At 46.1% G+C, this 22,219-nt stretch carries 24 protein-coding genes; 17 read left to right on the forward strand and 7 right to left on the reverse strand.

The features are described from left to right. Nucleotides 1-3 precede the first annotated feature (3 nt). A complete protein-coding gene (locus tag ACQEXR_RS08395; RefSeq protein WP_427020114.1) occupies nt 4-927 on the reverse strand; it encodes a LysR substrate-binding domain-containing protein in 924 nt (307 codons plus the stop codon). A gap of 211 nt (nt 928-1,138) precedes the next feature. Here ACQEXR_RS08395 and ACQEXR_RS08400 point away from each other — a divergent pair, with 211 nt between their 5' ends. The 4 genes from ACQEXR_RS08400 (at nt 1,139) to ACQEXR_RS08415 (ending at nt 5,233) form a co-directional block, all read left to right on the forward strand. Further along, nucleotides 1,139-1,945 carry a 2OG-Fe dioxygenase family protein gene (locus ACQEXR_RS08400; protein ID WP_426952129.1) on the forward strand — a complete coding sequence of 269 codons (807 nt, stop codon included), beginning with the start codon at nt 1,139-1,141 and terminating at the stop codon, nt 1,943-1,945. Beyond that, a complete protein-coding gene (locus tag ACQEXR_RS08405; RefSeq protein WP_426952131.1) occupies nt 1,890-2,795 on the forward strand; it encodes a DMT family transporter in 906 nt (301 codons plus the stop codon). The genes ACQEXR_RS08400 and ACQEXR_RS08405 overlap by 56 nt, the downstream gene beginning before the upstream one ends. A 130-nt stretch (nt 2,796-2,925) precedes the next feature. After that, nucleotides 2,926-3,924, forward strand: a complete 999-nt coding sequence (locus tag ACQEXR_RS08410; RefSeq protein ID WP_138972667.1) for a succinylglutamate desuccinylase/aspartoacylase family protein — start codon at nt 2,926-2,928, stop codon at nt 3,922-3,924. A gap of 211 nt (nt 3,925-4,135) precedes the next feature. Further along, the gene (locus tag ACQEXR_RS08415) at nt 4,136-5,233 is read left to right on the forward strand and encodes an ElyC/SanA/YdcF family protein (RefSeq protein ID WP_427020115.1); all 1,098 of its coding nucleotides are present in this window, start codon (nt 4,136-4,138) and stop codon (nt 5,231-5,233) included. Between the two features lie 205 nt (nt 5,234-5,438). Here ACQEXR_RS08415 and ACQEXR_RS08420 read toward each other — a convergent pair whose 3' ends face one another. Then, a complete protein-coding gene (locus tag ACQEXR_RS08420) occupies nt 5,439-6,377 on the reverse strand; it encodes a helix-turn-helix domain-containing protein (RefSeq protein WP_427020116.1) in 939 nt (312 codons plus the stop codon). 123 nt (nt 6,378-6,500) lie between these two features. Between ACQEXR_RS08420 and ACQEXR_RS08425 the strand changes: the two genes are divergently transcribed. The 5 genes from ACQEXR_RS08425 (at nt 6,501) to ACQEXR_RS08445 (ending at nt 9,793) form a co-directional block, all read left to right on the forward strand. Further along, nucleotides 6,501-6,911, forward strand: a complete 411-nt coding sequence (locus ACQEXR_RS08425) for a rhodanese-like domain-containing protein (RefSeq protein WP_138972670.1) — start codon at nt 6,501-6,503, stop codon at nt 6,909-6,911. 106 nt (nt 6,912-7,017) lie between these two features. Beyond that, nucleotides 7,018-7,197, forward strand: a complete 180-nt coding sequence (locus ACQEXR_RS08430) for a hypothetical protein (protein ID WP_138972671.1) — start codon at nt 7,018-7,020, stop codon at nt 7,195-7,197. Nucleotides 7,198-7,206: 9 nt separating this feature from the next. After that, nucleotides 7,207-8,415: an MFS transporter gene (locus ACQEXR_RS08435; protein ID WP_426952134.1), complete on the forward strand. Its 1,209-nt coding sequence runs from the start codon at nt 7,207-7,209 to the stop codon at nt 8,413-8,415. Between the two features lie 78 nt (nt 8,416-8,493). Then, nucleotides 8,494-9,222: a sulfite exporter TauE/SafE family protein gene (locus tag ACQEXR_RS08440; protein WP_269375809.1), complete on the forward strand. Its 729-nt coding sequence runs from the start codon at nt 8,494-8,496 to the stop codon at nt 9,220-9,222. A 142-nt stretch (nt 9,223-9,364) separates the two neighbouring features. Next, nucleotides 9,365-9,793 (forward strand): YccF domain-containing protein, encoded by a 429-nt coding sequence (locus ACQEXR_RS08445; RefSeq protein WP_138972674.1) that lies wholly within the window; start codon nt 9,365-9,367, stop codon nt 9,791-9,793. 3 nt (nt 9,794-9,796) lie between these two features. Here ACQEXR_RS08445 and ACQEXR_RS08450 read toward each other — a convergent pair whose 3' ends face one another. Beyond that, on the reverse strand, nt 9,797-10,012 hold the full coding sequence (locus ACQEXR_RS08450; RefSeq protein WP_427020117.1) for a hypothetical protein: 216 nt from the start codon (nt 10,010-10,012) through the stop codon (nt 9,797-9,799). On the opposite strand from ACQEXR_RS08450, the gene ACQEXR_RS08455 reads away from it, so the two are divergent. Beyond that, the gene (locus ACQEXR_RS08455; protein WP_427020118.1) at nt 10,000-10,803 is read left to right on the forward strand and encodes a substrate-binding periplasmic protein; all 804 of its coding nucleotides are present in this window, start codon (nt 10,000-10,002) and stop codon (nt 10,801-10,803) included. The genes ACQEXR_RS08450 and ACQEXR_RS08455 overlap by 13 nt on opposite strands. 109 nt (nt 10,804-10,912) lie before the next feature. On the opposite strand, the gene ACQEXR_RS08460 is transcribed toward ACQEXR_RS08455, so the two are convergent. The 4 genes from ACQEXR_RS08460 to ACQEXR_RS08475 all read right to left on the reverse strand — a co-directional run bounded on the left by ACQEXR_RS08460 (nt 10,913) and on the right by ACQEXR_RS08475 (nt 14,647). Further along, entirely contained in the window at nt 10,913-11,779 is an 867-nt protein-coding gene (locus ACQEXR_RS08460; RefSeq protein WP_426952136.1) for a glycerol kinase, read from the reverse strand. Nucleotides 11,780-11,945: 166 nt separating this feature from the next. Beyond that, nucleotides 11,946-13,082, reverse strand: coding sequence for an N-acetylglucosamine-6-phosphate deacetylase (gene nagA, locus ACQEXR_RS08465; RefSeq protein ID WP_427020119.1), 1,137 nt, complete (start codon nt 13,080-13,082; stop codon nt 11,946-11,948). 3 nt (nt 13,083-13,085) lie between these two features. Continuing rightward, nucleotides 13,086-13,949 carry an N-acetylmannosamine kinase gene (locus ACQEXR_RS08470; protein WP_427020120.1) on the reverse strand — a complete coding sequence of 288 codons (864 nt, stop codon included), beginning with the start codon at nt 13,947-13,949 and terminating at the stop codon, nt 13,086-13,088. Continuing rightward, on the reverse strand, nt 13,937-14,647 hold the full coding sequence (locus ACQEXR_RS08475; protein ID WP_427020121.1) for a putative N-acetylmannosamine-6-phosphate 2-epimerase: 711 nt from the start codon (nt 14,645-14,647) through the stop codon (nt 13,937-13,939). The genes ACQEXR_RS08470 and ACQEXR_RS08475 overlap by 13 nt, the downstream gene beginning before the upstream one ends. A gap of 247 nt (nt 14,648-14,894) precedes the next feature. Between ACQEXR_RS08475 and ACQEXR_RS08480 the strand changes: the two genes are divergently transcribed. From ACQEXR_RS08480 to ACQEXR_RS08510, 7 genes are all read left to right on the forward strand, one after another. Beyond that, a complete protein-coding gene (locus tag ACQEXR_RS08480; protein WP_427020122.1) occupies nt 14,895-15,860 on the forward strand; it encodes a sialic acid TRAP transporter substrate-binding protein SiaP in 966 nt (321 codons plus the stop codon). A gap of 64 nt (nt 15,861-15,924) precedes the next feature. Next, nucleotides 15,925-16,434, forward strand: a complete 510-nt coding sequence (locus tag ACQEXR_RS08485; protein WP_427020123.1) for a TRAP transporter small permease — start codon at nt 15,925-15,927, stop codon at nt 16,432-16,434. A gap of 9 nt (nt 16,435-16,443) precedes the next feature. Continuing rightward, nucleotides 16,444-17,727 (forward strand): sialic acid TRAP transporter large permease SiaM, encoded by a 1,284-nt coding sequence (siaM, locus tag ACQEXR_RS08490; protein WP_331416820.1) that lies wholly within the window; start codon nt 16,444-16,446, stop codon nt 17,725-17,727. A gap of 27 nt (nt 17,728-17,754) precedes the next feature. Beyond that, nucleotides 17,755-18,645: a dihydrodipicolinate synthase family protein gene (locus tag ACQEXR_RS08495; protein WP_239943410.1), complete on the forward strand. Its 891-nt coding sequence runs from the start codon at nt 17,755-17,757 to the stop codon at nt 18,643-18,645. A 199-nt stretch (nt 18,646-18,844) separates the two neighbouring features. Next, nucleotides 18,845-19,681, forward strand: a complete 837-nt coding sequence (locus tag ACQEXR_RS08500) for a MurR/RpiR family transcriptional regulator (RefSeq protein WP_426952144.1) — start codon at nt 18,845-18,847, stop codon at nt 19,679-19,681. A 223-nt stretch (nt 19,682-19,904) separates the two neighbouring features. After that, complete coding sequence (locus ACQEXR_RS08505) at nt 19,905-21,062, forward strand: N-acetylneuraminate epimerase (protein ID WP_427020124.1); 1,158 nt, start codon at nt 19,905-19,907, stop codon at nt 21,060-21,062. A 14-nt stretch (nt 21,063-21,076) separates the two neighbouring features. After that, entirely contained in the window at nt 21,077-22,138 is a 1,062-nt protein-coding gene (locus ACQEXR_RS08510; protein WP_427020125.1) for a YjhT family mutarotase, read from the forward strand. Nucleotides 22,139-22,219 lie beyond the last annotated feature (81 nt).

Consider the following 22,219-nt stretch of genomic DNA (forward strand, 5'->3'; position numbering starts at 1 on the left):
TATCTAACTTGATGGTTCTTGGTTAAATCTCGTTTGAAGATAGTCTACAAACGCTTTGATCTGCTTAGGAATGAACTTTGATTGGGCATATTGTGCGATAACTTGTCCCTGATAATTGCCGCCGATATGCCACTCTTCGAGCAGTTCAACAACTTGACCTGAGTCGAGGTATTCTTGAATCGCAAATTCGGGAAACACCGAGATCCCAATTCCCCTCAATACCGCCTCGCGACGAATTTCACTGTGGTTAACCGCGAACGAGCCTCTAGCGTTGATCGAATACTTTTGTTCACCTTGGGTGAAATCCCATACACGGTCACGAGGGTTCTCCCCTAAGCACAGACAGTTATGAGCGTGTATATCTTCTGGATGCTCAGGGATGCCATTTTTTTCCACATAAGCCGGACTTGCACAGAGTATTAGACGGCACTGAGTCAGAGTTCGTGCTACCAGGCCAATGTTGGGTTTATCCGTAATATGGATGATGACATCGACTTCATCGCCAATGGGGTCGATATAATGATCGGCCACTTTGAGCTGTAAACTGATCTTGGGATACGCCTCGATAAAGTCGAGAATCATTGGCATCAAAATCTGACGGGAGAGCGCTTTGGGGGCGGCAATTCTCAGTACGCCAGAGACTTCTGATTTGTCTGTTTGCGCCGCAGACACGGCCATTTTGGCCGAATACATCATATCGGCGCAAAGACTATACACTTCTTGTCCCGTTACGCTCAGACGCATCTGACGTGTTGTCCGCTCCAGTAACTTTTCTTCCAGTGTGTTCTCTAGGCGTGTAATTGAACGGCTGACCGAAGAAGGGGAGACGCCAAGTTTCTTCGCCGTTTTGGAAAAGCTGCCAGACTCCACTACGTTGACGAAGATGGCCATTTCCGAGAGCAGTGGAATAAGCTTATTTGTGTCCATGGTGCAAAAATCCTTTGCAATGCAGCCATATTGTTTCACTTAAGTTACTTATGGATACTAGTGTAGTCAACAATGAAATCCCACTTATGGAGCGACATTGTGGACAGGTTAACGACTTACTCAGTGATCAATTTTTCAGGCGTTGTGTATCGCCTAAGGCGGGTAAGGCTAGGGTTGTCAGGGCATCAAGCCTCTACCGAGAATAAAATTGGTGGGGTGTGAGATGGATACAGATCTATTTGAACGCCACTTGATGGCGATTGCCGGATTGCTTGAACATCACCACTACGTTTTCATTAGCGGTCGTCAAATGACTCATATGCTGGAAACGAATGTTGATGAGGTCATCCGTTTTAAGAAATGTTGGGACAATCTAGAGCTGGATAGGTATATCTCAGGTGGCGCAATGTATCGTCATCGTCGATACGGTCAGTTTACAAAGCGCGCGACGCTTGAGGAGCTTACGCTACTGCCGCATCAACCCTTCTACCAGCCTACGTGTTTTAACTCGATCAGCGGAGGGATCGAGCGAACTTTTGCCCCGTTGACGCAAACATTTGTTCAGTCACCAGTCCTAAACAAACTCTTACTATTGCTGAGCGTTATTTTTGATTTAGCAGAGAGTAAACCAACGGATTGGGTGATCGGAGTACATCCTCAGCGAATAGTGGCTGAAGGAGTCAATCAGGGGTTATCTACGCCAGAGGGACTTCATCGCAACGGAGTAAGTTATATCGCGTCCATGCTGTTAAAAAGAAACAATGTTGTCGGTGGGGATACGACAGTTACCGATAGCAAGCACAATCTGTTGGAGTGCCTCGCCTTAGATAATCCCTTAGATATGGTGTTGGCTGACGATAGACATACCATGCATGAGGTGTCACCTATTACCTCATTATGGCGAGAAAGATGCGCGTACCGGGATGTACTCGTAGTGACCTTTACCAAGATGGAGAATAAATATGACAGCCACAACGGATCAACTGAAAAAAGGAACTTTCAGGCTACCGTTAACTGAATTGATGTTGCTTCTTGTCGCCATATTCTGGGGAACCAGCTATGGTCTGACGAAAAGTGCTCTAGTGTATACCAGTGTTTTGGTATTCATTTCTATCCGTTTTTCGATCACTTTTTTATGTATGCTACCTGTAGTGATTCGAGACTTTCGCCGAGGGTTGAATAAAGACTGGAAGATCGCCCTCCCCACCGGTCTTATCCTGTCGGCGATTTTTTTCTGTGAAGTGTTTGGGGTTTCACAAACCTCAGCATCCAATGCGGCGTTTTTGATCAGTTTGTCGGTGATATTGACGGCATTTGCGGAGCTGGTCATTAATAAGAAAAGAGTTAGCAATACTTTATGGCTACTGACACTCTGTAGTGTTGTAGGTGTACTGCTATTGACCAGTAATCAAGGTATAGAATTATCGCTAAACAGTGGCGATTACTTTATTCTGGCTGCCGCTCTATTGCGTGCCTTGATGGTGACATTGACTAAGCGTTTTACTGAAGGTAAAGAGATCACCACCAGTACCTTGACCTCCCTTCAATCTTTGGTTGTTGCTTGTGTGGCTATCGTCTGCGCGGTGACGTATTTGCCCGCCTCTGAGTTTGTGATTCCGACCAGTCCTGAATTTTGGATGACAGTGGCATACCTTGTCTTATTTTGTACTCTGTTTGCGTTTTATGTGCAGAACTATGCTGTACGTCGAACTTCGCCAACGCGAGTCTCGCTACTGATGGGAAGCGAGCCATTATTTGGTGCGATTTTCGCCATGGTGTGGTTGCAAGAGTCTTTAACCACTTTGCAAGTGGCTGGTGGGTTACTGATCTTATTCAGTGTCATCGTGACGTCGACCAAAGAAAGCTAGTCCTCTAATATTCAGGAACAAAAATTCAGCGTTGATGACTACTCTATTACATGGTTCCATATTAAAGTAGTCGCCAATAACAAACATAAGGCGTGCAGTGGATGTACGCCTTTCTTTGCTGAGGATGAAAATGACCAAACCGCTGAACGAATGTATTGTGCCTATGTATCCAACGATTCAGGCTTTAGATGTCAATGCGCTTGAACCAGGAGAGCATAAGTTCTGGTTTGCGGTTGCTACGGATGCGATTGGTCATCCACAAACCCTGCCTGTTCGGGTCTTTAAAGGGACCAAGCCGGGTAAACGTATCATGATCACAGCGGGCGTTCATGGCGATGAACAAAACGGTATATTGACTGCGCAGAAGTTAGCTCGCGAACTGGAGGGACAAGAACTTTCGGGATGCGTGACGATTGTACCTGCGGTTAATTTATCGGGTATTGCTCGCCATAGCCGCGATTTTCATTCCGCTGCACCAGACAGTTCATCAGCCAACCTCAACCGAGTTTTTCCCGGTAACCCTCATGGTGATGATGCTAGCCGTTATGCGTATAGCCTGTGGGAAAACTTACTAAAACCCAATGCGGATCTGGCTATTGATCTCCACTCTCAAACCAGTGGTAGTGCTTATCCTCTTTATGCTTTTGCCGATTACCGTATTGAAGATGCTATTCGAATGGCGAGACTCATCAACCCTGATGTGATTCTCAACGATCCGGGCGATCCTGGCATATTGGAAACGGTTTACAATCGCGCTGATATTCCATCCATTACCATTGAAGTGGGGGTGGGGCGGTACACTGATCTGGAGATGGTAGAACGTGCCACGACAGGTGTGCTCAATGTTTTGCGTTGTTACCAATTGCTTGATGGTGATGTTGCAGAGACAAACAGTGAGTGTGTGGAAGGCAATACGATTACCAGTGTCAGAGCAGAACAAGGGGGATTTGTAATTTGCCATGTTGAGTTGCTGGAAGCGGTCACACTCGGTCAGAAACTCGCGACTCAATACAACAGTTTTGGTGATGAAATACAGACTTACTACTCACCAACAGCGGGTGTGGTCATTAGCCATAACGTGGAATCTGTGCGTGCGCCAGGTTCTCTGGTCGTTCGATTGATCCACTAAGTTGGGGATGGTAGTGCCGACCTTCTTCAATTCACTGGATAAGGTCATCTTTGCCTCCACTCTGTCACTTTCGTGATCCTAATTCTGAAGTTTACCAATAGTAGAAAATCACCAAGCTGAGTTGAGAGTCCTTTCACAGTTTATTAATCGTTTGAATTTAAGCTACAAAATCACCTGTCTTACTATTCAAAATAAAAACTAGGATTTCTCTATGAAGAAACAACTCCTTGCCCTTGCTCTTGGTAGCGTCATTTGCTTAGCTTCTGCCCCCCACACTTTTGCTGCTAATGATAGAGCAATTGTCTCTGACAGTGACTACGCCCAACTCATCACTAAACGCCAAGTTGTAGACCAACTACTCAATGACGCAGTACAGGCGTTTAAATCCCCAGCCCGTATTTCTCATGCTGGGTTTACCGCCAAAATGCCAAGCAATATGGAAACCGTCACTGACCGTTTACTAGAAGCTTACCAACTGGAACCGTACCGTACTGATTTGCTTATCTCGGCAGCGAATGCGCAGATCTACAACAAGAATGTAGATAAAGCGATTGAGCTATTTGAACAAGCGCTATCCGTTGCGCCACAAGACGTCGACTTGCACGCTTACCTTGCGGTTTGGCAGCGCTTTAACAACAACCAAGCTGAGTCAGAGAAGCACATGGAGACACTCGCTAAGTTAAATGCAGGCAAAGCATCAGACATAAAGCGAATCTTTGCAACCGTTGATCGCGTGTTAGCTACCCCGCTTAAAAAACAAGCCAACAAAGGTCAACTAGGTGATCATGGTGCTATTGTCACATTAGGTTATGCATTGAACCCAGATGGCTCTATGCATCAGATACTTATCGAGCGCCTAGAAACGACATTACAAATGGCGAAGGACAACCCAGACGCCTTAATTATATTGACCGGTGGCGTGCCTAAAAATCATAAGACTGAAGGTAAGCTAATGGCTGACTGGTTAATTGAAAAAGGCATCAAGAAAGAACGAATTATTGAAGAAAATTACGCGACCAGCACGGTGGGTAATGCGCTCTTTAGTAGCTATGCACTAGCGCGCCACAATATTCAGCATGCGACTATTATTAGCTCCGCGAGTCACGTTCGCCGTGGTCAAACTCTATTTGAGATTGCTAGTTGGCAGACTGGGCCACAAGACATTACTTTTGATACGGTCAGTTACCCAGACAAGCCACTTAAAGAGCTTGAACAAGCGAGCAACAGTGAACTCCTTGGAATCTATCGCGACGCTTTAAGAACATATGGTATGTGGAGCTATCGTTCATACCCACTTGAATCACGTTAAGCCGCACGGACGCTAAAGGAAAAAACCAGCCTCTTTCAGCTGGTTTTTTAATGCCCATACGCTTAACGCCACTCCCTTTGATAATGAACTGAGTGAGAAACTCTGCCGCCTGAGGGCAATCTCTTCAATACGCCAATCTTGGTAACCCAGTCCACTCTGAGTTGATTTACTTCAATTGAACACGCGACAGAGGACTTAGTGGCTGCTACTTGCCATTGAACTGTGCTCGATACTGTTGTGGTGACACTCCAACAAGACGACGGAAGTGATGGCGTAAGGTCGTCGCATTTTCAAATCCAGACATGTTCGCGAGTCGCTCGATTGAATGTGCTTCTCCCTCCAACAGTCCTTTTGCTCGCTCGATACGTTGTTGAGTTAGCCACTCTTTAGGCGATAGGTTGAAGCTGGCGCGAAACTTACGGTCAAAAGTGCGTCGTGACATATTGGCTTTGTCAGCTAGGGTGTCAACCGTGATGCTTCTATCAAGCTGACTATTGGCCCAGTCGATTGCGGCTGAAAACTGATTGGGTACTTCTAACATAGGGGTTTCGACGAACTGTGCTTGTCCACCTAAACGGTGAGCGGAGATCACCAGTCGCTTTGCCACTTGATTGGCAATGTTATAGCCGTAGTCGTTACGAATTACAGCGAGGCCAAGGTCGAGTGCTGCCGCACTTCCCGCAGAACATCCAATGTTGTCGTCAAAGACGTAAAGCACATCTGGCTGATAGTGAACAAGAGGGAATTGCTGGCGAAACTTCTGCTCGTACATCCAATGTGTGGTTGCTGTTTTTCCATCAAGCAAACCTAATCGTGCTAGTAAGAATGAGCCAGAACATAGTGTGAGTACTTGCTTACCTTCTTGTATGAACAAGGTGATTTGTCGTTTGATTCTATCAGGAATCGGGTAATCCCAAGTGGGCCATCCAGGAATGATCAGCGTGTCGTAAGATTGCAGAGATTCAACGTATAGAGCGCGAAACAGCAAGTTTCCAGTGGTCTGAATGTCGCAGTCTTGTAAATTGACAACGTCCGTCTGGTACCAGTTTTCGAACTCAGGTCTTGGTAGAGCAAACAATTCTATCGCACACGACATTTCGAACAGAGTGACATGTGTATGGGCGAGGATCGCGACTTTTTTCATCTTCATTCCTTGAGATAACCAGCTTGGCTGAAAATTAACGATAACTGTCTTTTACGCCAATGTCACCTGTTACGATTTGACGGCAAGATAGTATTGTCATCAATCACACAAGGAGTACGTAATATGTCGAGTGCAGTATCAAGAGTGGCGGCGGCGAACAGCCAAGAGGCGTTGGCTCATTTTGAGCAACGACTAAAGTTTGAAACAGATTGCTGGGATGTGCACCACGCGTTGACCAATGGATTACAGGATTTTGTCTTAGTCGATGTCAGAGCTGAAGTGCTGTTTGAACAAGGGCATGTGGACGGGGCGATCAACATTCCGCATCCAAGGCTCAATGAGAAGCGCTTGGCTGAGTTTCCATCAGAGACGTTGTTTGTGGTCTATTGTGCAGGACCACACTGCAATGGGACGGAAAAAGCAGCGATACGATTGGCTAAGTTAGGACGGCCGGTCAAGAAAATGATTGGTGGTGTTACGGGTTGGCTAGATGAAGGGTTTGAACTTGTTCCCTGCTTGGTTGAACAGCAGTAAACATGCAGCCAATGCATAGTGGAATTGACCAAATGTCATTTGAGTCATTGCGCGTCGATCCTTACACTTCGCGCTCTTTGTTAAACCCACGCTGAGAATTTGAATCATGTTTTCTCAATCACTTTTCGCTCAGCTTGTGAGAATGAGCTTGTTGCTAATACTGTCCCTGATTGTTGTTCACCACTCTCCAACTTTGTTGGATCTGTTGGCACAACAAGCCGTTGATAGTGGTTGCCACCAGACGTTAGGCGATCAAGCCAGCCATTCTCATGATCATCATCACTAAGGTACTGCGATGAGTATTTTTCGATTTCCCGTTATGGTTTGGCTAGGTATTGCCATTCTGATTATCTGTCTAGGGATTAGACAATCTTTCGGTATCTTTATGATGCCAATTTCTGAACATTTTCAGACAGGACGCGAATTTTTTAGTTTTGCTATTGCGTTGCAAAACCTATTATTTGGCGTGTTTCAACCGGTTGTTGGCATGGCATCAGATCGATATGGTGCTAAGCGCATCATTATCCTTGGTGCCATCGCCTATGGCTTAGGTTTATACCTGACCTCTATCGCTATGGAGCCTAGCTTGCTTTACCTTTCTCTTGGGGTATTGGTGGGCTTAGGTTTAAGCGCAACCAGTTATGTGATTGTTTTGGGGGCTGTCGCCAAAGTCGTGCCTGCTGAACATGCCGCTAAAGCGTTTGGCCTGACTACGGCGGCGGGTTCATTTGGTATGTTTGCCATGATTCCAGGAGCACAAGCTTTGCTAACGGATTTTGGTTGGCAAACCGCGCTTCAAGCTTTCGCTCTTTTGTGTAGCACTATGATCGCGTTTGCACTGTTTATGAAAAACAGTACGCCGAAGCAAGCTACGTCCGTCGGCAGTGTTGAAGAGAATCAGACGCTGAAACAAGCATTGCAAGAGGCGTTTTCTCACAAGGGGTATTGGTTGATCCACCTTGGCTTCTTTGTTTGTGGTTTTCACGTTATGTTTATCGCCACTCACCTGCCAAGCTACCTTGCTGACAAGCAATTACCGGCTTCCGCAGCCGCAATGGCTTTGGCGTACGTGGGTATATTTAACATCTTTGGCTCCTATTTTTGGGGAGTAATGGGTGACCGATTTAATAAGCGTCATGTAATGGCTGCGCTGTACATCATGCGTACCTTGGTGATCGGAGCTTTTGTAACCTTGCCTGTTACTGAACATACTGCCGTTATATTTGGTGGGGCAATTGGCTTTTGTTGGTTGGGAACCGTGCCTTTGACGTCGGGGCTAGTGCGCCAGATCTTTGGAGCCAAATATCTCTCCACCCTGTACGGCTTGGTATTTTTTACTCACCAAGTAGGGAGTTTTTTGGGGGCTTGGGCTGGTGGCCGTATTTACGATTACTACGGATCCTATGAGCCAATCTGGTGGTCGACTGTGGTATTGGCTTTTGCTGCGGCGCTGATTCATCTGCCAATTAATGATAAGCCAGTACAACGTTATGCCGTTGCGTAATAAATGAAAATAGTGAGTCCGTTTTAATCAAACTTCGATTATGATGGACTCATTCTAATTCTCATCTTTGTTATTTATATGTTCGCTGAATGGGTCTCGTCAGAGGCATTGATTGCTGCTTTTCTTATCTTTTTGGGGTCGTTTGTTCAAACGGCGATAGGATTTGGTTTAGCGATTGTTGCTGCGCCACTGTTGATTTTAGTTTCACCTGATTATGTCCCCGCGCCTATCTGTTTGGTGGCTCTGTTTATTTCAATACTCAATGCACTTAAACATCGTGCGAGTGTCGAGATTGGTGGTCTAAAAATGGCGTTGATAGGGCGAGTTCCGGGTTCTATTGCTGGTGGCGTATTGTTAGTCATGGTGTCCACTGATGTGATGACACTCTGGCTCGGGTTATTGGTGTTGTTCGCGGTGGTGGTGAGCCTGCTCCCATTCCGTATCGAGCCGACGCCAATGCGAATGGGCGTCGCTGGCTTTTTCTCTGGTTTTTTTGGCACGAGTTCAGCGATAGGCGGCCCTCCAATGGCATTATTGCTGCAACATCAGGAAGCGAATCAACTACGAGGCAATCTTTCTGCGTTTTTTGTCTTTAGTTCGTTTATCTCATTGCTTATTCAAATGCCGGCAGGGTTTTTGACACTCCATCACCTCTGGATCAGCGTGCCACTCATCCCAGCAGCTTGGATCGGTTACAAGCTCGCTCAGTTGACGACTCACTCATTGCCAAAAGAGAAAATTCGTTTTGGTGCGCTATTGTTGTGTAGTATCAGCGGCGCAACCGCAGTCTGGCAGGGTTTGTCTTAAACTGTTCATGTTAGGTTAAGGAACGATCCTGATACTGGTCGCTAGTAAGGAAGGCACGTTCAAGCTCATTTTATACACCCTTCCTAGTACTGAAGTACGATGATTGCTCAGTGGCTAAGGTTTTTCACAAAGGAGAGAGTCAGTGTTAAGAACACTTGGAAACATAATTTGGTTCCTGTGCGGTGGTATCGTCATGGGTTTAATGTGGTGGTTTTTTGGATTGCTGGCGTTTATCAGTATTATTGGCATCCCTTGGGGACGAGCGTGTTTCGTTATGGGCAACTTCTCTTTCTTCCCGTTTGGGCAAGAAGCTATCGCTCGTGATGAGCTGACTAATGAGACAGATATAGGTACCAGCCCGTTGGGACTGGTGGGTAATATCATCTGGTTTGTTTTCGCCGGTATTTGGTTGGCGATAGGCCATATCATGTCCGCAGTGGCCTGTTTTATTACCATCATTGGTATTCCTTTCGCGCTCCAACACTTAAAGTTGGCGTACATTTCACTCGCGCCAATTGGTAAAACAGTGGTGCCGAAAGAGCAGGCTGCGTTAGCAAGATACTCTAAGTAGCAATTAGCCTGTTGATGGCGTCATTGAAGAAAAGATCCCTAATGGGATCTTTTCTGTTTTTTTATCGCCAAATCTGAGCAGTGGATATTTTTCCGTGTTGACCAGAAAATATGCAAATAACAGATTGATTTGACGAATGAATTGATTATAGTAGCTGCGTTCGCTGACCAGCCCACGGAAGAATAATACTGGATATGTTGCCGCGATTGACTCACACATTTTATTCATCTCTTGCCTTATTCAGTGCAGTAATAAGTACTGGCTCATTTGCCGAACCCATCAAATTGGATCTCTATACTCAGGAGTTTCCTCCGCTGCAAGTACAAGTCGACAACAAGCCTGAGGGATATGTGGTCAAATTTGTCGAAGCCTTAGTCGAACACGCATCAAAAAGTGTCGAGATGGAAATCGGTGCCGTCCATTTTGTTCCGTGGAAGCGAGCTATTCGTACGACTCAAGAGAGTGACAATGTGTTGTTTTTCTCTCTTTCGCGCACACCCAATAGGGAAGAACAGTTTCAATGGATAGGGGCAGTGTCTCCCTATGAAGTTGCAGTTTATCGTCATATCGAAGGTCCATCTGTTGTTCCTACCTCCCTGACGGAACTGAGAAACCATAGCTTTGCCGCGCAGGTAGGTAGCTCGTTCGAAGAAGTGTTAAAAGATGAAGGGTTTGGCAATATTATTCCTGTCAATTATGGCAAGGTTGCCATTAAGCTGTTGCGTGCTCATCGTGTCGACTTTGCGCCATTGGTGACGTCGAGCTATTACTACCGTATGGAACAGTATGGTTTTAATCCAAACGAATTTGTTGAGGTTATTCGGGTCGACAAGCTTTGCAAGGATTTATGGTTGGTGACGGGAAACAACACCTCACCTCTGGTGGTCGATGCCTTGCGCGAGAGTTTTGCGCAGTTGAAGAATGAGGGTGTGCTTGATCAGTTGATCGCGCACTACCAACCTGACAGCGAAGTGATGGTTAAGTATCGAAACGCAAAGTCTAAACAGTAAAAAGAGGCCAAATGGCCTCTTTTTGTTTACTCGACTTATCGCTCTTCGCCATAAATATCGAACGAAAAGTACTTGGCTGCGATCTTGTCGTAGGTACAGTGAACGACGATTAATACGCCTTGATACCAAAAGGTTTTAGTTTAGCTGGCAGCACTTCGTCCAGCTTGTCTATCTCATCAGGGAACACCTCTATTAGTGCAAAATGATGCTCCTCATAGATGGCTCTAATTTTATGCTGCTGTTTTTCTGGAGTTGTCGCGTTGTCGTCACCCCAATATTGAAGATAGACTTTTCCGGTTGGCAGATAAAAATCACTCAGTACATCTTGTTCAATCGGTAGCTGACGGTCATAGGCATGGACGACACCATTCATGTAAAGCCAATTATCGATGATCAGTTCTGCTTTAGAGCGCACATAGTGCCCGTCTAGCGTGCGATGCTTAGCTTCGAACTTTTGCCTGAAACTCGACAACGATTTGTCCGTAGCGTGCGCTTGGGCATCTTGTCCTGAGAACTCAATAACTGACTGTCTCAAACGTTTGTTGCGAACAATCGAGTCATGCCAAACGACAAAGTGTTGTTCACGCTCTTTGTCTTCGCGCTGATAACCGCCTACAGTGAGACCAGACGCAGTGACATGCCAGCCATTGTCGCCTTTGGTGATCCAACCCAATTCCTGTAGTAACTGATTGACCTTTTTCGCGTTGAGAGAAAAGCGTTGACCAATTTGGGTGGCGCTCATGGTTTTACCGCTGGTGGCGGTGGAATCGATAAGGAGGTTTTCTGGCCAAACAATAAACTGGCCAAATTTAGTATGATCGATGTACTCACCACCAAATTTAATCCCAAGCTCTGTCAGAACCCAGCCATCATCTGAGCGATTGATATAGCCTGCAACTTTAAGGTCGCTAAACAGCTTCTTAGCATCCATTTCACGTTGTTTTGCCAAGGCGGTGGTAGAGATTTTGTCTGACATTCTATTCTCCTTATCATTGGTGCTATTGTTAAATCAAAGCCCCGTTTAATCAAGAAGATATAGGAAAATAGTAGACTTGCTGTCGACAATGTAGTGCGCTGAAAAGTGTCGGTTAGAGCCTGATGGGAGTTGAACAGAGCCAAGGAGGAGAGTCCCTCCTGACTCACTATTGATAGAGTATCCCATCAACCATTACGGCCTGGCTTTGGTAGTCGTCATCCAGTATGGTTGCAGCTGCACGGAAATGGGGCTGGAGCATTCCAAGATCGTCGCAATGAAGCGCTTGAGCTGGGTAGGTTGCGGCCATTTTTAACGCTTCTTCTTCGTCAATTCCCCATCGGATGACATTCGCCACAGATTGATCCATGCCAATATGGGCTCCCGCCAAACTGCCTCGACTGTTAACCAGTTTATTGTTAACTACCTTGATCGTTTCTCCATCGAGAACAAACTGATTGGTTTTGCTACCCACTGTCGCCATTGCATCCGTAACGATCAGCAGTTTCCCTTGTGGCTTCGCCTTGAGAGCAAGCATTACGTTTTGAGGATGAACATGGATCCCATCAGTAATGATCGAGCACCAGCTATGATCTGAGTAGAGTGCTGTACCAACCACGCCCGGCTCGCGACCTTCTAAGGGAGACATTGCATTAAATAGGTGGGTAAAACCATCGATAAGCAAGCGTTTTTCATCTGGCAGTTGAGCCGCTTTGGCGTTGCTGTGACCACATGACAGAATAACCTGATGCTCTTTCATCCACAGTAGTGCGGAGAGGTCGATATTTTCTATCGCGGCGGTGACCAGAACCTTGCCTTGTTTAGGCCATTGGAACGATTCGAGTTGCTCTACCGTTGGTGAGTAAAACAAGTTGGCATCGTGCGCCCCTTTCTTCTCTTCATTTAACCACGGCCCCTCTAAATGAACACCCAGTACACCAGCAACCGACTCTTCCATCGCCTGCTGCGTGGCGTTGAGGGCATGTTGAATATTTTCAGGTGTCGAGCTAATGAGTGTTGGCAGTAAATAGGCAGTACCATGTTTTCTATGGGCTTGACATATGGTTGCCATTCCGAGTGTTGTGATGTCATTGTTGAACATCACATCGCCACCACCATTAACTTGTATATCAATAAATCCAGGGGCGATTAAACCCGTCGGGAAATGTTGATGCTCTATTTCATTAGGCAATTCACCAATAGGGAGTATCGAGGCTATCTGGTTTTCCTCCCAGACTAAGGCGCAATTATAGTGGTAGTGATTTCCATCGAAAATTCGTGGTGCAGATATCGCTTTAAGCGTCATGATTTACTCTCCAAACTGAAATGCAGCACCAAGTAAGCAGGCGTCATAGTCGCCTTTGGCTGCCACAACAGGCACTTGAAATACCGCTGGACGACGTTTTATCGCTTGATCGACACGAGCAATATAGTTCTTTGCCAGCCCGATGCCGCCCCCCAAGACAATGACATCGAGATCCAAACATGCTTTTAAGTTACAGCATAGTAGCGCAATGGCTTGTGCGCTTTGGTCAATGATCACTTCGGCGTCGGTATTGGTCTGCGCTTGTTCGAACAGTTCAATGTTTGATACTGGTGAGGAAAAGCGTTGTTCGCTCGCTCTTTGGATAGCGGTTCCGGAAGCGATAGCTTCAACACATCCCATTTGACCACAGCCACATTTAGGGCCGGTTAGAGATACTGACATATGTCCTATATGTCCAGCGAGTCCGGACTGACCTTGATGCAATTTCCCATCGATAATAATCCCACCACCCACTCCGGTTGATACAGTAATGAACGCCATGTTTTTCACTTGATCATCCAACTGAGTATATTCGAACCATGCAGCGGCCTGGGCGTCATTCAGTATTTGGACAGGCAGTCTTACGTGTTTTTCTATAGCCTGAACTAAAGGAAAGGGAGCGGGAAAGGCGAGGGTATCGGGATTAATGGCACTTATTCCCAGCTCAGTCACTAAACCTGTGGTTGAAATCCCGATATTGTCACACTCTTTTACCCAATCACTGCTGCTCGTGAGTAGAGTGTGGGCAAAGAGGTCGACATCGTTGACAACCGGTGTCGAGATTTGTTTACGCTCAATTAACACGCCTTGTTCAACCAGCCCTAAGGCGATTTTTGTCCCACCGATGTCGATTGCTAATGTGCGCATTCCTTTGCTCCTGCTGCCTGAGTGGCTGAGTTAAACCATTGAGTGACGATTTCAAGACGAGTGATAGCAGAACCGACCGTCACCGCCGTTGCGCCACACTCAATGGCTTTAGCCGCTAACTCAGGTGTGTTGTATCGTCCTTCTGCCATTGTAAAGAATCCAGCTTGTGAAAACTGTTTGACTAACTGCAAATCTGGTTCTGTTGGTTCAGTCTCTCCAACGTAACCCGATAATGTTGAACCGATTATTTCCACTCCTTGTTGATGAGCCCAAACACCATCTTCAAAACAAGAACTGTCAGCCATTGCGATACAACCTGAATTTTTGATGGCTTGAGCGATATGTTCTCTGCTTTCAGGACGTGGTCGATCAGTGGCGTCGAATGCGATGATCGTTGCCCCAGCGTTAGCTAAGTCATCAACGTCACTGGCAAAAGGTGTGATGCGCACAGGACTGTCCTGCAAGTCACGTTTCACTATTCCAATAATTGGTACACTGACGGCTGCTGAGACTGCTTTGACATTTTTTACACCCTCGATACGAAATGCTTTAGCCCCGGCTTGTTCAGCTGCAACCGCCATGGCGACGATAAAATCGGTGTTTTCTAAAGGGCTGCCTACCACTGGCTGTATCGATACTACGGTTTGACCGAGCAGAGACTGCTTTAATTCATTGATACTTATACTTTTTGTGTTCACAACGGGCCTCGTAACTTGAGTAATGCTAGTGCGGAGTGAAGGAAAAAAAACCGTCACAATTCGTCCAATCAGTGTGCCAATTGATATGTCTGGCGAATTTTTGTCCGCGATCACATTTTGTAAAAAGTTAATTTGAAAATAATCTTCATGGCAATAATAATCCATAACGAAGATTTTTTTCAAACAAAATAAAAGTTTTTTTTGAAAATGGTGAAACCAGGTATAAATCGTATAAAAAGGGAACAATATGAAAGCCATCAATAAGATCACTCTCGCTCTGCTGACCCTGAGCTGTGCCACTAGTCTACAAGCAGCTACAACACTGAAAATGGGGATGCAAGCCTCAGTCGGTTCTGTGGAGTACGCTTCAGCTAAACTCTTGGCGGACACCATGGAGGAGATGAGTAAAGGCGAATTGAAACTCGCTCTTTATCCGAGTGCACAGCTTGGTGATGACCGCGCGATGCTACAGCAGTTAAGCATGGGTGATTTGGATATTACTTACGCTGAGTTTGGCCGCATGGGTCTTTGGATTCCACGTGCTGAAGCCGTGACATTGCCTTATGTTGCCCGTGATTTCGAACACTTACGCCGTATGTTCGATTCTGATTATGGTATTGGAATCCGTGAAGAGATGCTGTCCAAGTTCAACTGGCGCGCTCTCGATACTTGGTACAACGGTACTCGCGAAACCACTTCTAACCGTCCTCTTAATTCAATTGAAGACTTCAAAGGTCTGAAATTACGGGTACCTAATGCTAAGCCAAACCTCAACTACGCTAAGTTGTCGGGTGCATCGCCAACACCAATGGCGTTTTCTGAAGTGTATCTTGCACTGCAAACCAATGCGGTAGATGGCCAGGAAAACCCATTACCAACCATCAAAACCATGAAGTTCTATGAGGTTCAGGGCAACCTTGCCATGACCAATCACATTGTCAATGACCAGATGGTGATCATCTCGGAATCCACTTGGCAAAAACTGTCTGACAAAGAGAAGAAGATTGTAGAAGAAGCAGTCGCTAAAGCGGGTAAAGCGCATACAGCGTCGGTGAAGAAGCAAGAAGCGGAATTGGTTTCATTCTTTGAAGAGCAAGGGGTTAACGTGACTTATCCCGATTTAGCGCCTTTCCGTGAAGCGATGCAGCCACTCTATGCTGAGTTTGAAGATAAGGTGGGTCAGCCTATCGTTAAGAAACTCGCGGCTATGTAAGAGAGTAGCGTTAGCTATTTTCGTTTGTTCGGGCTGGCCGTAAAGGCCAGCCATGGAGCTCAAGATGTTACGTAAGATAATTAATAATATTGAAGAGATCATTACCGTACCTTTGATGGCTGCTTTGTTAGTGGTTCTGACATGGCAGATAGGTACGCGCTGGTTGCTCAATGATCCTTCCCTTTGGAGTGAAGAACTCGCCCGGGTTCTGTTTATGTACATGTCGCTGATTGGTTGTGCCATTGCCATTAAACGCAGCACTCATGTCAACATCACTTTCTTCTCAGACAAACTGCCAGAGAAAGCTCGCTTGTGCTTAGTGTTATCGCTTGAGCTCGCGGTTCTGGTGTCGATTTTTGCAATTATTGTATTGGGTTATCAGCACGTTCAGCGCACAGCTTTCTTTGAGCTGATCACGCTTGGAGTGTCGAGCAGTTGGATGAACTACAGCTTGCCAATTGGTGGCGTGTTTATGGTGTTCAGACAGCTGGAGAAAATGGTTGGTATTGGTAAGCAATTGTTCAACAGCAGCCAATCAGTATCTTCCACAGATTCGCAAATAGCTCAGAGGTAGGGATTCCATATGGCGGGTTCAATTTTTGGCTGGCTAGGGCTGCTATTTGCAGGAATGCCAGTAGGTTTTTCTCTTATTTTCGTTGCCTTAGTATTTTTGGTTTTAACCAATAGTACAGGGATAAATTTCGCTGCTCAGCAGATGCTGGGTGGTATCGATAACTTTACTTTGTTGGCCGTTCCTTTCTTCGTTCTGACCGGGCACTTAATGAACAGCGCCGGCATTACTGAGCGAATTTTCAATTTTGCTAAATCCATGGTCGGTCATATAACAGGTAGCCTTGGTCACGTAAATATCATGGCAAGCTTGTTGTTCTCAGGTATGTCAGGATCAGCATTGGCAGATGCTGGTGGCCTAGGGCAGTTAGAAATCAAATCCATGCGTGATGCAAAATATCACGATGACTTTGCCGGTGGTCTAACGGCGGCTTCTTGTATCATTGGTCCATTAGTTCCCCCTTCTGTCCCTTTGGTGATATACGGAGTGGTATCCAATACGTCCATCGGCGCTTTATTCCTCGCAGGTGCTATTCCCGGTCTATTATGTTGTATCGCGCTAATGACGATGAGTTACTTCATCTGTAAGAAGCGTGGCTATATGACGTTGCCTCGCGCGACTCGAAAAGAGCAGCTGACGTCATTCAAAGAAGCTTTCTTATCACTGCTTACTCCGGTAATCATCATTGGCGGTATCTTTTCAGGTAAGTTCACTCCGACGGAAGCCGCGGTAGTCTCTTCTCTGTATGCGCTTTTCCTTGGTACTGTTGTTTACAAGCAGCTTACCCTGGGTGGTTTTGTTGAGATTCTTAAAGAGACGGTAAACACGACTGCAGTTGTCGCTCTAATGGTAATGGGTGTGACTGTATTTGGTTGGATCGTTGCCCGTGAACAGTTACCGCAGATGTTGGCTGATTACTTCCTGACAATCAGTGAAAACCCGTTGGTGCTGCTGCTACTGATCAACTTGCTACTACTCTTCCTTGGTACTTTTATCGAGTCATTGGCGCTGTTGCTACTCTTAGTTCCATTCCTTGTTCCGGTTGCTGCGGCGGTTGGTATTGACCCAGTTCACTTTGGTGTAATGGCAATCCTGAACCTGATGATCGGCATTCTTACTCCACCGATGGGCATGGCACTTTACGTGGTATCCCGCGTGGGAGATATCCCATTCCACGTTCTGACTCGCGGTGTTCTACCGTTACTGGTTCCACTGTTTATCGTATTGGCGCTTGTTGCTGTATTCCCACAATTTACTCTGCTGTTACCTGAGCTAATGCTTGGTTACGGACAGTGATGACAATTTGAAGTTAAGGTAATTAAGATGAAAAAACTAACTGGCCTGATTGCTGCTCCACACACTCCTTTTACCGTGGACAACAAGGTGAACTTTGCTGCAATTGATCAAATTGCTCAACTGTTAATCGAGCAAGGGGTAAAGGGCGCTTACGTATGTGGTACGACGGGTGAAGGCATTCACTGTTCCGTAGAAGAACGTAAAGCGATTGCTGAGCGTTGGGTCAAAGCCGCAGACGGTAAGCTGGATCTTATCCTGCACACTGGTGCGCTGAGTATTGTCGATACCATCAACTTAACTGAGCATGCGGAAACGTTAGATATCCTGGCAACGTCAGCGATTGGTCCGTGCTTCTTTAAACCAGGCAGTGTTGATGATTTAGTTGAATACTGCGCTCAGGTTGCAGCTGCTGCGCCGTCAAAAGGTTTCTACTACTACCATTCAGGTATGTCAGGAGTGAATCTGGATCTTGAGCAGTTCTTAATCAAGGGTGAGCAACGTATTCCGAACCTGTATGGTGCTAAATTCAACAACGCAGATTTGTACGAGTATCAACGTTGTGTTCGTGTCTCAGGCGGCAAATTTGATATCCCGTTTGGTGTTGATGAGTTCCTTCCTGCCGGTTTGGCTGTCGGTGCTGTGGGAGCGGTTGGTAGTACTTACAACTATGCGGCGCCACTTTACCTGAAGATTATTGAAGCCTTCAATCAAGGTAAGCATGAAGAAGTGGCGGCATTGATGGATAAGGTTATCGCTATTATCCGTGTGTTGGTCGAGTACGGTGGTGTTGCAGCTGGCAAAGTCGCAATGCAGCTGCACGGTATTGACGCTGGCGATCCGCGTCAGCCTATTCGTGCCCTGACCGCCAAACAGAAGTCTGATGTTATGGCTAAGATGCGCGACGCTGACTTTATCTAACTTCCACAGGGAGGTTAGCCTCCCTGCCTTTATCAACCTTCGCTTCTGTTAGACCCGGACGCCAAACAGAAGATAACTGACAAGTTTGAAACGTTTGATTTCAATTAGTTTATTATAGCGAGATAGTTCGATTGTTGGTGTTCAAGAGACACTGAGTCTGATACTTTTATCTAAGCCAAATAAATCTGAAGAGGCCGTTGTGAATTCGCCTAAAAATCTAATGGTTCGATTACGTTCAAATATCGAACCTTTGAGTAAAAAATTGAGACTGGTTGCAGACTACGTGCTTGAAAATGCACATGATGTCCAGTTTCAAACCATTACTGAGCTTGCTCGCAATACACAGACGAGTGAAGCAACGGTAGTGCGCCTATGTCGTGATATGGGCTACAAAGGATACTCTGACTTCAGAATGGCTCTTGCCGTGGATTTGAGCCAGACAGCCAGTCAAAATCAGCCTCAGGTAGAAGGCGATATCTGTGATGTATCTGCCCAAAGTGCTGTAGATAGTTTGCAAGATACTGCTAAGTTGATTGATCGAAAAGCATTAAGCCGTATTTGCGAACTGGTTCATAACGCCCAGTTTATTGGTTGTGTGGGGGTTGGCGCATCAAGCATTGTTGGCCGGTACCTGGCTTACCGTTTGGTACGTATTGGTAAAAAAGCCATCATGTATGAAGATACCCACTTAGCGGCAATGAGTGCTGGGCGCAGCAGTGAAGGTGATTTGTGGTTCTCGGTTTCTAGCTCTGGCTCTACCAAAGAAGTTATCTACGCCGCCAGTCAGGCACATCGTCGTAATGTCCCTGTGGTTGCTCTGACTAATATCAGCCATAGCCCTTTATCTGCGATTTCTGACGAACTTCTCGTTGCAGCTCGTCCTGAAGGGCCTTTAACCGGTGGTGCGTTCGCATCTAAAGTTGGTGCGCTATTATTGGTTGATGTGCTGATCAACACCTTGCTGGATACTTATCCTGAATATACTGGGTCTGTAATGGAAACTGCAGAAGTGGTTCTGCCACTGATGAACAGCTAGTATCTATATGATATTAAAGTAAAATACATAAAGCTCACTACTCGGTGAGCTTTTATTTTCTCTATTGGTGAAAATATTTTTTATTGTTAAGTTGATCAAAGAAATATTTTTTCATTGATCGATAATTAGTATGAAATCTAACCAACATGGAACAAGGGTTTGAGCCGATTGCCAACTCTGAAGTCGGTTATTCAAACTACTTTCCAATAAGGAAATAACAATAATGAACATCAAAAATCATCTGATTCACACACCATTGCTTACTGTTTCTCTGTTGCTAACTGCTAACGCCAGTGCGGCGAATCAGTGGCCGGATTTACCTGTTGGGATTAAAAGTGGTATCGGCGCGCAGGTTGGCGACAAAGTGTTTGTCGGACTGGGTTCGGCAGGCCAAGACTTTTTTATGTTGGATCTGAACAACATTGCGAAAGGTTGGCAGCAGAAAGCGAGCTTTAATGGGCCTGCAAGAAGTGGAGCTACCGCCTCAGTCGTTGGTAATGAAATCTATGTTTTTGGTGGTTCAGGTAAAGCCAATTCAAGCGATCCTGCCCCGATCCTGTTTGATAGCGTATACCGTTACGATGTTGAAAGTGACTCATGGTCACAGGCCAATACCTCTACACCAGTGGGACTGTTAGGAGCCTCTTCCTATTCGCCGGACGGCAAACAAGTGGTGTTTTTTGGTGGTTACAACAAGGGTTACTTTGATCGGTATTTAAATGATGTGATGACCACCGACAAAGCCGCTGAGCCTAAAGCGTGGCAAAAGATTGTCGATGACTATATGGGCATGAAGCCGCTTGACTACAAGTGGAACCGACAGGTCGTCAGCTACAAGCCGGAAACGGGTCAATGGAGTGATCTTGGCTCCTCGCCTTATTTGCCAAACTGCGGTAGCGCTCTGGTTGCTGAAGGCGCGAAAGCAACCTTGATTAGTGGCGAAATTAAACCGGGTCTGAGAACCGCAGAAGTGAAGCAGTATCAGTTCTCACAACAGCAGCCGTGGCAGAGTATGCACTCACTTCCAGCACCTAAAACAAGTTCGGTTCAGGAAGGAGTCGCAGGTGCCTTTGCCGGGCAAAGTAACGGGGTGATAATCGTAGCAGGCGGCGCTAACTTCCATGGGGCAAAAGCAGCGTTTGAAAGCGGAAATATGTTCGCTCACAACGGCTTTGGTAAAGCATTCAATCCCGAGATGTATGTACAGCAAAATGGTTTATGGCAACAGGTTAATGCATTACCTGAAGGCCTTGCTTATGGTGCGTCGTTCTCAACGGGTACTGGGGTCCTGATTGCTGGTGGAGAAAAGAGTGACCGTAGCGCCAGCAAAAAGGTATACCTGCTAGCGTGGAATGGCTCAAGCGTTGATATTGCGGATTAATCAGGAGACCAGTTATGTCGTTACTTATTGACTCATTTCCAGCTTTGCCTGTCGGGATCAAAAATGGCATTGGAGGTCTGCTTGGCAAGCGACTCTATGTTGGTTTGGGCAGTGCAGGAAAACAGCTGTTTTATTATGACTTAGAGCAACCAGCATCTGGTTGGCAGCAAGCGGTCGACTTTCCGGGTACTGAGCGTAATGATGCCTGTTATGTGGTAAGTAACGACAAACTTTATGTTTTTTCCGGAGCGGGCCAGCGCGAACACGAGCAATCGCCTGTTGTGCTCGACGACGCCTATTGTTTCGATGCTAAGAGAAACCTCTGGACTAAACTAAACACGCAGATACCGGTTGGTTTGCTTGGGGCATCTGCTTGTACCTTGCCGACAGGCGAACTGGTTTTCTTCGGCGGTTACTGCAAAGAAACGTTTGATTCATTCGTCGCCAAGTTATCATCGATTGATCAAAAGTCACAACCCGAAAAACATCAGAGTGTGTTGAATGAGTTTATGTCTCGCCCGGTTTTTGGCTATGGCTGGAATGGGGATATTTGGTCTTTTGACCTAACTCGTGAAAAGTGGGCGATATTAGACAAGAACCCATTTGCTGCCAATTGTGGGGCAGGGATCGTGCAGCAAGGAAGTACCGTTACCTTGATTGAGGGAGAGATAAAGCCTGGACTTCGCAGTCTGCAAACGAAACAGTTCCAGCTTCACTCACCAAGTCATATCAGCAGTAAGTTATGTGCCTCGATATTTGATATTCAAAGCCAGCATGAAGGATTAGCAGGGCATTTTTGTGGCCAAATACAAGGTCAGATCTTTGCGGTGGGGGGGGCGTATTTTATAGGTAGCCAGAATAACTTCAACAACCACCAATGGTATACGCATAAAGGGTTAACGAAGCACTACAGCAATAGTATCTGGCGTTTTGATGGTAAAGTCTGGTATCGCGAACGTGCCTTGTCACAAGGGGTGGCATACGGGGTTGCGATTTCAGCTGACAATAGAATCTACATCTTAGGTGGCGAGAATAAATTTGGAATAGCGCAGAGCCTTTGTTACGTATTGAGTTGATTTTGCTGTATAAATATACAGTAATTTATTGTTCTCACCGAGCGCTCGTTGTATGTTATTGCGCAACAGTAATCTAAATGG

Source organism: Vibrio sp. TRT 2004 (genome assembly GCF_050113735.1).
GTDB lineage: Bacteria > Pseudomonadota > Gammaproteobacteria > Enterobacterales > Vibrionaceae > Vibrio.